At 71.5% G+C, this 4,227-nt stretch carries 3 protein-coding genes; all 3 read left to right on the top strand.

Translation table 11 applies throughout. From position 1 onward, the window contains the following. Positions 1-1,101 (top strand): hypothetical protein (locus AB1824_11400; protein MEW5765570.1); only part of this gene is annotated, 1,101 nt, incomplete at its 5' end. After that, on the top strand, positions 1,067-3,193 hold the full coding sequence (locus AB1824_11395) for a lytic transglycosylase domain-containing protein (GenBank protein MEW5765569.1): 2,127 nt from the start codon (positions 1,067-1,069) through the stop codon (positions 3,191-3,193). The genes AB1824_11400 and AB1824_11395, both read left to right, overlap by 35 nt. Before the next feature lie 9 nt (positions 3,194-3,202). Further along, positions 3,203-4,087 carry a DMT family transporter gene (locus AB1824_11390; GenBank protein ID MEW5765568.1) on the top strand — a complete coding sequence of 295 codons (885 nt, stop codon included), beginning with the start codon at positions 3,203-3,205 and terminating at the stop codon, positions 4,085-4,087. The last annotated feature ends 140 nt before the right edge of the window (positions 4,088-4,227 follow it).

Raw genomic sequence — 4,227 nt, 5'->3', positions numbered from 1 at the left:
CCGGAACCAGCTCCCGCCGCGCCCGCGGCCCCGCCCGCCCCCGCCCTGAACAACCTGCTGCTGTACCACGCGGCCTGCATCGAGTACGCCGCCGGACAGGCCGAGGTCCTCAACGCCCTCCTCAAGGGCGTGGAGAACTACGCCCAACGGGGCGTCCTCTTCGTGGTGCGGAACGAGGCGGCCCAGGCGTGGAACGCCTTCGGATTCGACAAGCCCGACGAGGCCAAGCGCTGGCGGGCCGCCATGGACAAGGATCCCCTCCTGACCACCGTTGTGAACTCGCGGTCGCGCATGCTCCTGGACAACGCCCGCCCGGGGTTCATCCCGGACGACAGCCCCGTCCGGCGAAGCCTCATCTCGCCCCTGCTTCTGAAGGGGAAGGTCCTGGCCTTTCTGTACGCCGACTCGGGGGCCGACGGGAAGCTGGATCATTACAGCATCGACCTCCTCATGAGGGTGGCCTCGCTGGCCATCGACATCTTCCCCCTGCGCCCCAAGCGGGACCCCCTTCCCCCCGTCCTGGAGAACCAGGACATCATCCTCCCCGAGTCGGCGCCCCTGCCGGCCCAGCCGGAGGACGCGAGCCTGCTCTTCGAGGACACGGGGACCCTCTCCACTTCCGCTCGGGAGCCCGAGGAACTGCCCACGGCCCAGACGGTGATGACCGAGATCCCTCCGGAGGCCCTGTCCCCCGCACCGCCGCGCCCCCCTGAAGCCGCCCCCGTGGAGCTGGAATCCGGCGACTACGTGCGGCCCGCCGAGCCCGAGGCGGTGGAGGCGGCGGCGCCGGAGCCCGAACCTCCCGCCCCGCCCGCCGAGCCACAAGAGGAGCCGATCCCGCCGGGTGAGGAACGCCTCCACTCGGATGCCGAGCGCTTCGCCAAACTCCTCGTCCAGGAGATCGCCCTCTACCACCCCAAGGAAATGGACCAGGGTCGTCGCCAGTCGAACCTGTACGCCCTCCTGAGGGACGACATCGAGCGGAGCCGGGAGGCCTTCCAGAACCGCTTCCAGAAGCCCTCCATCCGCAGCCGGGACTACTTTGGGAAGGCCTTGGTCAAGTATCTTGCGAACGGCGACCCTTCGCTCCTGGGCATGTAGGTTCTTCCTTCTCCTGCTCCTGATCCCTTCGGCGCGGGCCTCCGGCCAGGAGCCGCCCGCGGCCGGGAGCGCGGTCCCGGCTCAGGCCCCGGGAATCAACCAGGGGGACCTGGCGGCCCGGCTCCTGTCCGAAGGCCGGCGGAGGCTGGATGAAGGCAAGCGGGAGGAGGCCCTGGCCCTCCTCTCGGACCCCGTCTTCGAAGGCCATCCGCTCTGGGAGTTCGCGGCGGGATGGCGCGCGCGCGCCCTGCGGGACTCCGGCCGCGCCGCCGAGGCGCTCCCTCTTTGGAGGCGCCTCTTCGACGTCCTGCCCGAACCCTCCTTCCGCCACGAGGCCGCCGCCGCCCTCCTGGAGGCGTCCCGAGGAGGGCCTCCCGAGGAGGCGGTCCCCTTCGCCAAGGCGTTGTGGCGGTCCTCTCCCGACCTCCCGGAATACGGCGCCGCCCTGGCCCAGGCCCTCTCGGGCGCCGGGCGCGTGGAAGAGGCCCGCGAGGTGGCCCTGGATTTGTGGACTCGGTTTCCCGGCCCCGGGCCCGCCTCCGATTTTCTGGCATCCCGGCCCGACCTGGCGCCGTCCGCCGCCTCCGCGCCGCCCGACGCCCTCCTGCGACGCCTGCGGGAGGCCGCCTCGGCCAAGCTCGTTTCCCTGATGGCCCAGGAACTGCCCCGGGTCCAGCCCGCCACGCCGGCCCAGGAAGCCGAAAAGACGCTTCTCACGGGCCGCTGGGAGGAGCTGAGGGGGCGGCCGGCGGAGGCCTTTTCCCACTACAGGCGGGCCTCCGAGACGCCCGAGACCGCCCAGGCCGCCGTGGTCCGCATGGCCCTCGTGGCATCCCGGTGTTCCCTTTCGGAGAAGGCCCTTGGGGACCTGGAAGCCTCCGTCCTCGCCCTGCCCTGCGACGCCCCCTGGAGGGACCGGGCCGTGTATGCCCTGGTCAAGCTTCGCCTGGCCCGGAGGTCCGAGACCCGGGCCCTGGACCTGGCTTCCAAGGGGCTGTGTACGGACCACTCGAGCCCGGACCTGGCGGAGGTCCTCTACGACGCCGCGTGGGGGCGGTGGACGTCGGGGCGCCGCCGGGAGGCAGAGGCCTTGTGGCGGGCCATGGCGGGCGGCCTCCCCGCGAGGTCCGACGACCGCCTTGCCGCCGTGTACTGCCTGCTGCGCCTCGGGAGGGTGACGGACCCGGACCAGGCCGCGGCTTTCCGGCAGGAAATCGAGTTTCACGACGCCTTCGGGTACTTCGGGTACCGCCTGCGCCAGGGATTCCCTCCCGCCGCCGAGCCCGACCCCCCCCTTCCCCTTCCCGAGCCTTCCCCCGCGACCCACGAGGGAAAGGGCCGCCTCCTCTTCGATGCGGGCCTCTACGACGAGGCCGCCTCCGAGTGGCGGGCCGTACCGGGTGAAACCGCTCCCTCCGTCTGTTGGGCCCTGGCCCGGGCGAGAACGGAGGCGGGGGACCCCTCGGGAGCGATCTTGGAGGCGCGAAAGGCCTATCCGCTGGCCTACTCGGTGGCAGGGCTCCGGACGCCCGAGGCGGCCTGGAAGGCCATTTATCCCATCTCCCATCCCGAAGCCGTCCGGGCGGCCTCCCGAGAATCGGGGCTCCCTCCCCTTTTTGTCTGCTCGGTGATCCGTCAGGAGAGCCTGTGGGATCCCTCCGCCGTTTCCCGATCGGGGGCGCTGGGGCTCATGCAGTTGATGCCCCCGACGGCCCGTTCCGCGGCCGCCTCCGCCGGGCTCCAGCCCTTCACCCCGGAGCGGGCTTGCGACCCCGAATGGAACGTCCGCGTCGGCTCCTTCTACCTCGCCTCCATGCTCGGGCGGTACAGGGGCCGCCCCCACGTGGCTCTGGCCGCCTACAACGCGGGACCGAGGCGGGCCGACGAATGGACCGCGCGCCCGGGCGCCCCCCTCGAAGCGGACCTTTGGATCGAATCCATCCCCTTCCGGGAAACGCGCTCCTACGTCCGCCGGATCCTGTTGAACCTCTGGGAGTACGGACGCATCTACCCGGAATGGAAGGAGTGCGAGTCCATCCCCGCCGAGGCCCGGGCCTTCTACTCCCCGACGCCCTCGCTCCTCTGTCCGTAGGGACCGCCGGTGACCGCCCCCCACGCCCGCACCCGTCTCGCCCTCGCCCTCGGCCTCGCGTGCCTCTCCTTCGCCGCCATCCTGGTGCGTTACTGCGACGCCCCCGCCCTGTCCATCGCCTTCTGGCGCATGGCCCTCGCGACCCTTCTCCTGACGCCGGTCATGGCCCTTTCGGGCCGGAAGGCCCCCACGGCCTCGGCAGGGCCCAGGGGGCGCCTGTGGCCCTACACGGCGGGCGCGGGACTCATCCTGGCGGTCCACTTCACCTGCTGGATCGGCTCCATCCAGCTCACCACGGTGGCCTCTTCGCTCCTGGTCATGTCGGCCCAGCCCGTGTGGGCCGCCCTCCTCGGGGCCTTTTTCCTGAAGGAGAGCGTGCCCCGCCGCGACGCCGGGGCCATCGCCCTGTCGCTGGCGGGCATCGCCCTCATCGCCTGGGGGGACATGGGCCACGGGGGGACGCGCCTCGCGGGAGACGTCCTGGCGCTCCTGTCGGGCATGGCGGCGGCGGCCTACTTCACGGTGGGACGCCACCTGCGGGAGAGTCTCCCTCTCCCCTCCTACCTCGTGTCGGTCTACGGCACCTGCGCCCTTTTCCTGGGCGCCGCGGGGGCGGCGGCGGGGACGCCTTTTTCGGGCTTCGACGGGCGGACCTGGCTCATGTTCGGTCTCCTGGCGCTCTTCCCCTCGGCCCTCGGACATTCCCTCGTGAACTTCGCCATCCGCCACATGGAGTCCTACCGGGTGAACCTCTCCATCCTGGTGGAGCCGGTGGTCTCCACCCTCCTCGCCGCCCTGCTCTTCGCCGAGATCCCCGGCCCCAGGTTTTACGTCGGCGCGGCCCTCGTGGCGGCGGGAGTTCTCCTGGTCCTCGGGAGAACCCCGCGGCGGTAAGGCCGGGCTCCCGGGTGCGCCGGTTGAGCCACATGCAGCCCGGTCGGGCCGATAGGGTTCCTTGTCGCGGAGGAGGGGGAGTATACTCCGCCCCTCTGTGATGGGAGGATCCCGTGAAAAACTTCGCGATCAAGGTGGAC

It is taken from the genome of Acidobacteriota bacterium, assembly GCA_040752915.1.
GTDB lineage: Bacteria > Acidobacteriota > UBA4820 > UBA4820 > DSQY01 > JBFLVU01.
The sequence above is the reverse complement of the archived record's forward strand: the minus strand, read 5'-3'. Positions and strand labels throughout refer to the sequence as shown.